The sequence below is a fragment of the Moorena sp. SIO4A5 genome, assembly GCF_010672005.1.
GTDB lineage: Bacteria > Cyanobacteriota > Cyanobacteriia > Cyanobacteriales > Coleofasciculaceae > Moorena.
Genome location: NZ_JAAHHZ010000460.1, coordinates 1 through 3,824 on the forward strand (window position 1 = coordinate 1; position 3,824 = coordinate 3,824).

A 3,824-nucleotide genomic window follows, 5' to 3' on the forward strand; every position below is an offset into this window, starting at 1 on the left:
TGGGGTGTGGGGGATAAGAAAATATACTTAATTTGTCGTTAAAAATCATCATTGTCTTGATTCAGTCGCTCATGGGGGAAACCCCCAAGACCGCGCTGCATCGCTTCTTCGTTGTTTTCCTTTTCCTCTCCTTCTGATCCGCCCCCGACCGGTCGGGGGTTGGGGGTGGGGCAGGACCCAAATGTAAAAAACCTACCCTTGTGAGGATGGGGAGATGGGGAGGTGGGGAGATGGGGAGATGGGGAGATCACTTGCCTGTTCCCTGTTCCCTGTTCCCTGTTCCCTGTTCCCTATTCCCTATTCCCTGTTACCTACTACCTACTCCCTACTCCCTTACGAGCTAGTTAATTGCCATTGCTCCCCTATGTATTCCATGATTACTAAATTTAACTGTACGTTAAAGTCTACTAACTCATAGTTTTTTAGCTTAACTCTGATCAGCTCTTTTTCGATAAACTGATAGCTTTCTTTAGGTTTAGTACGTTCCTCCCGCCAGGTTCCTAACTGAACCACCTTTGTCCCTGTGGTTGGAGCTTGGCTGAGAGCTTGTTTGAGGGTAATTTTATTGCTGGAAAAATCAACAGTGTCAATTTCTCGATTTTCTGGATTGCTATTAGTAGGAATGATCCCAACCCTATCCCCTGCTGCCAATCCCGTTACTTGATTCACCTTGAATTCAAGGTTGGAGATCACTTCGGTAATCTCAAAACTAAGGGGACGGACAACCATTGTTCCCAGTCCATAAGCTTTATTTAAGGCTGAAGACAAGGTCAATTGTTTTAGTCCTTGCTCAATACTACTAATCGTATAGTATTCCTGATCACTACTGCTGGGGTCGAGTTGAATAGTATCCCCTAGATTAAAACCGGTGGTGTCTTTAACCGTAATCTGAGTCTGGGATCTTGAGCTTGCCTGAGTTAAAACAGTAGTGGTTAGATCAATGGTTAGCTCATGAGTATGAACCATGACATCCTCGACATAGTCCACTCCAGGGATGCGATCGAGTAATTGATATAGCTCCGAAACGTAAATACTCCTACCAAAAGGCCAACCCTGACCATCCCAATAAGACTGGGAATTAACTGGGTGGAAGAAAGCTTGTGCCTCCTGGTTTGCCTGCTCTTTAACCTGCTGGGCATTGCCCCCTGCAACTAGATAGAGTCGCGCCCAAACTCGCAAGGGTAGGTAGTCTGGGGTAACTACGTGATGGCGTACAGTCAGCAACCGCCGTTCATCCAAGAAAGACCATAAGCCTTGCAACAGTGAAGCAGTGATATTGGGTTGATACCAACTGGCTCCTTGGATAGTTCCATGATTTTGGTTAGGAGTCTTATTATTAGCAATAATACCAGAGCCTTCATCCAAATCCCAGCAACCAACTAATCCCTTTTCTGTACCTTTAAGAAAGTTATTTATCTCCTGTTTAATATCTGCCTGCAAGCGGACTTCCCCCCAAACCCGCAATTGAGTAATTATGCCTTGGAAATAATGGCTTTGGTTACCTCGACAGCCAAGATAAAGGGATGAATCATTAATAGTATTACCTGAGGTGATATCGTCAGTAAAGCCTTCTAATTCCCCATCAAGATATAAGTAAAGTGTTGAACTATCTTTGACAAAAGCAACGTGATGAAAATTGTCATCATTAATGGCTTTGGTAGAACTAATGGTAGCAAAGTTAGTACCATCACTTCTAATTACCTGGATTTTACCCGATTGGTTGTCATATCTAATCCCATAAGGACAACCCCCAGAACCACTACCTTTTTCTAAGATACTATTATAGGTTTCTTGGGTTCTAGCTTGGACTTTTTCAGGTCTGACCCAAAGTTCAATGGTAAAATTTTGATCCTTAGCTTGATCGTTAGCAAAATTGAGTTGGTCTGAGTGAGGGATTTCCAGATAATCATCCTGGCCATCAAAGGAGAGCAAACTGTAGTTATCAGCCAAAGTTTGAGGAACCACCAGCAAGCTAATGTTTCCTGGGGCAGGTTCTTCTCTGGCAGTTGGTTCACTCAAAGCCAGATTCTGCTGAGAAATACATTTAGCCCTAGCGACTACACCAAAAGGACCAAGAGCCTTAGCGGTTGGTGTGTCCTGCCAGTCTTGTAGTACCAGTTGTTCAAAGTCCTCACTACTGACTGCCCGGTAGCGTTGCCGCAAATCCACAATGGTTTGCTGCACTGCTGTCTCCAAATCCCCTTCCAGCTGCCACTCGGAACCATTAAGCAGCTTCAGAAACATTTTTTGGTTTTCATCTGGGATCTGATTAGTCCGGTAAATCACCATCTCCGTCAACCAAGCCAACATCTCAATCAAGATGATGCCAGGGTCAGTAGGATTGTGGTCAGTCCAATCAGGGTACTCTTTCGGTATTAGAGACCGAGCCTCTTCTAAGAGGTCAGCATAAGTACGGTCATCTAGGTTAGGTAGTGGTAGGGGCATTATGTTGAAGGTTGAAGGTTAATTGGTTGAAGGTTGAAGGTTAATTGGTTGAAGGTTGAAGGTTAATTGGTTGAAGGTTGAAGGTTAATTGGTTGAAGGTTGAAGGTTAATTGGTTGAAGGTTGAAGGTTGAAGGTTTAAGGTTAGTTGGTTGAAGGTTGAAGGTTTAAGGTTAGTTGGTTGAAGGTTTAAGGTTGGTGGGTTGAAGGTTGAAGGTTGAAGGTTGTTCGCGTAGCGTGGCCTATTGGCCAAGCTTGCCTGTTCCCTGTTCCCTGTTCCCTGTTCCCTGTTCCCGATTCCCGATTCCCGATTCCCGATTCCCGATTCCCGATTCCCTGTTCCCTGTTCCCGATTCCCGATTCCCGATTCCCTCAAAAATCCTGACCCAGACTAATCTGATGTTCACCGGAATAGATTAGGAATCGGTTGCTTTGTTCCTCAGGTATCTCGGCTAGGTCAATGGAGAGAGATTTAACATAATTCACACCTGGAACGGATTCGATTAACCGATACAGGTCTGATTTATGGGGCTGACGACCAAAAGGCCAGCCTTGACCTTCTACTCCACCAGTCAGGGGATGTAAAAAGTGGTTCAGGGCATCGTTGACCTCCATTACAACGGCTTCGGCAAGGTCTAAGGAGAGGGGTACAACCTCAGCTGTGACTGTAACTTCTACCCAATAGGGTCCTGTGACTCGCAGGTCTAGGGTGGGGGCACAGCGAGCCAGGATGTATTCCTCTACTAAGTCCAGCAAACCAAGACTGGGAGTAGGTTGCCGTGCTGAAGAATCCGGTAGAATAATCAGTTCCACTTGACCGACATCGTCTCTGTCTAGATAAGGGCTATTGTCAGCATGGTCACTTGTGGTCTTGGGGGGTAGGTTGAAATTTCCTGTCAGAGAACCATCAGGGTACTCGATGGTGATATCACCGCTAACGTTAACATCGCCCAAGTTGACCATAGTCACGTACCATTCGGTTCCAAGACTGAATTGGCTGGGTGTGACTGGGTAACTCAATTCGCGATCGCTAGATTCGTCAGAGGTAAAGATTTTTTCCTCATAGGCTATGGTCTGTCCTGGACCATTAATCTTGACCTGTAGCTGATAGGTGGTTGGGGGATCATTACCCTGGGACCATAAACTGACCTTGATCGTCCCTGATTGCTCCAACGGGAGGTAGTAGTTTGGCAACCACTGTAAGTCTTTTGGGTTAAATTTGGGAGTAATTGCCCATGCCCTCGCTACATCGGTATCCCTCGCATCTGTTGCCAACGAGCGATTGCTTCAGATGGGTTAGGAGGTTTGCCATAAATCCCACCCTCCATACTCAATACAGAATCACAGCCTAATACCAGAGCGTCACTAAATTGATCAGCAA

General features: G+C 45.7%; 5 protein-coding genes and 1 pseudogene. 2 read left to right on the forward strand and 4 right to left on the reverse strand.

Going from position 1 to position 3,824, the window contains the following annotated elements; translation table 11 throughout:
• Nucleotides 1–222 precede the first annotated feature (222 nt).
• On the forward strand, nucleotides 223–348 hold the full coding sequence (locus F6K57_RS39170) for a hypothetical protein (RefSeq protein WP_293074085.1): 126 nt from the start codon (nucleotides 223–225) through the stop codon (nucleotides 346–348).
• On the opposite strand, the gene F6K57_RS39175 is transcribed toward F6K57_RS39170, so the two are convergent.
• Both F6K57_RS39175 and F6K57_RS39180 read right to left on the reverse strand, forming a co-directional pair.
• Nucleotides 334–2,445 (reverse strand): LamG-like jellyroll fold domain-containing protein, encoded by a 2,112-nt coding sequence (locus F6K57_RS39175; protein WP_293074087.1) that lies wholly within the window; start codon nucleotides 2,443–2,445, stop codon nucleotides 334–336. The two genes, F6K57_RS39170 and F6K57_RS39175, sit on opposite strands and share 15 nt — an antisense overlap.
• Before the next feature lie 62 nt (nucleotides 2,446–2,507).
• The gene (locus tag F6K57_RS39180) at nucleotides 2,508–2,696 is read right to left on the reverse strand and encodes a hypothetical protein (RefSeq protein WP_293074090.1); all 189 of its coding nucleotides are present in this window, start codon (nucleotides 2,694–2,696) and stop codon (nucleotides 2,508–2,510) included.
• Between F6K57_RS39180 and F6K57_RS39185 the strand changes: the two genes are divergently transcribed.
• A complete protein-coding gene (locus F6K57_RS39185; protein ID WP_293074093.1) occupies nucleotides 2,689–2,838 on the forward strand; it encodes a hypothetical protein in 150 nt (49 codons plus the stop codon). The genes F6K57_RS39180 and F6K57_RS39185 overlap by 8 nt on opposite strands.
• Here the strand turns inward: F6K57_RS39185 and F6K57_RS39190 are convergent.
• Complete coding sequence (locus F6K57_RS39190) at nucleotides 2,816–3,718, reverse strand: hypothetical protein (protein WP_293074096.1); 903 nt, start codon at nucleotides 3,716–3,718, stop codon at nucleotides 2,816–2,818. The genes F6K57_RS39185 and F6K57_RS39190 overlap by 23 nt on opposite strands.
• A pseudogene (locus tag F6K57_RS39195) lies at nucleotides 3,700–3,824 on the reverse strand (septum formation inhibitor Maf); the annotation flags it as partial. The pseudogene F6K57_RS39195 and the gene F6K57_RS39190, both read right to left, overlap by 19 nt.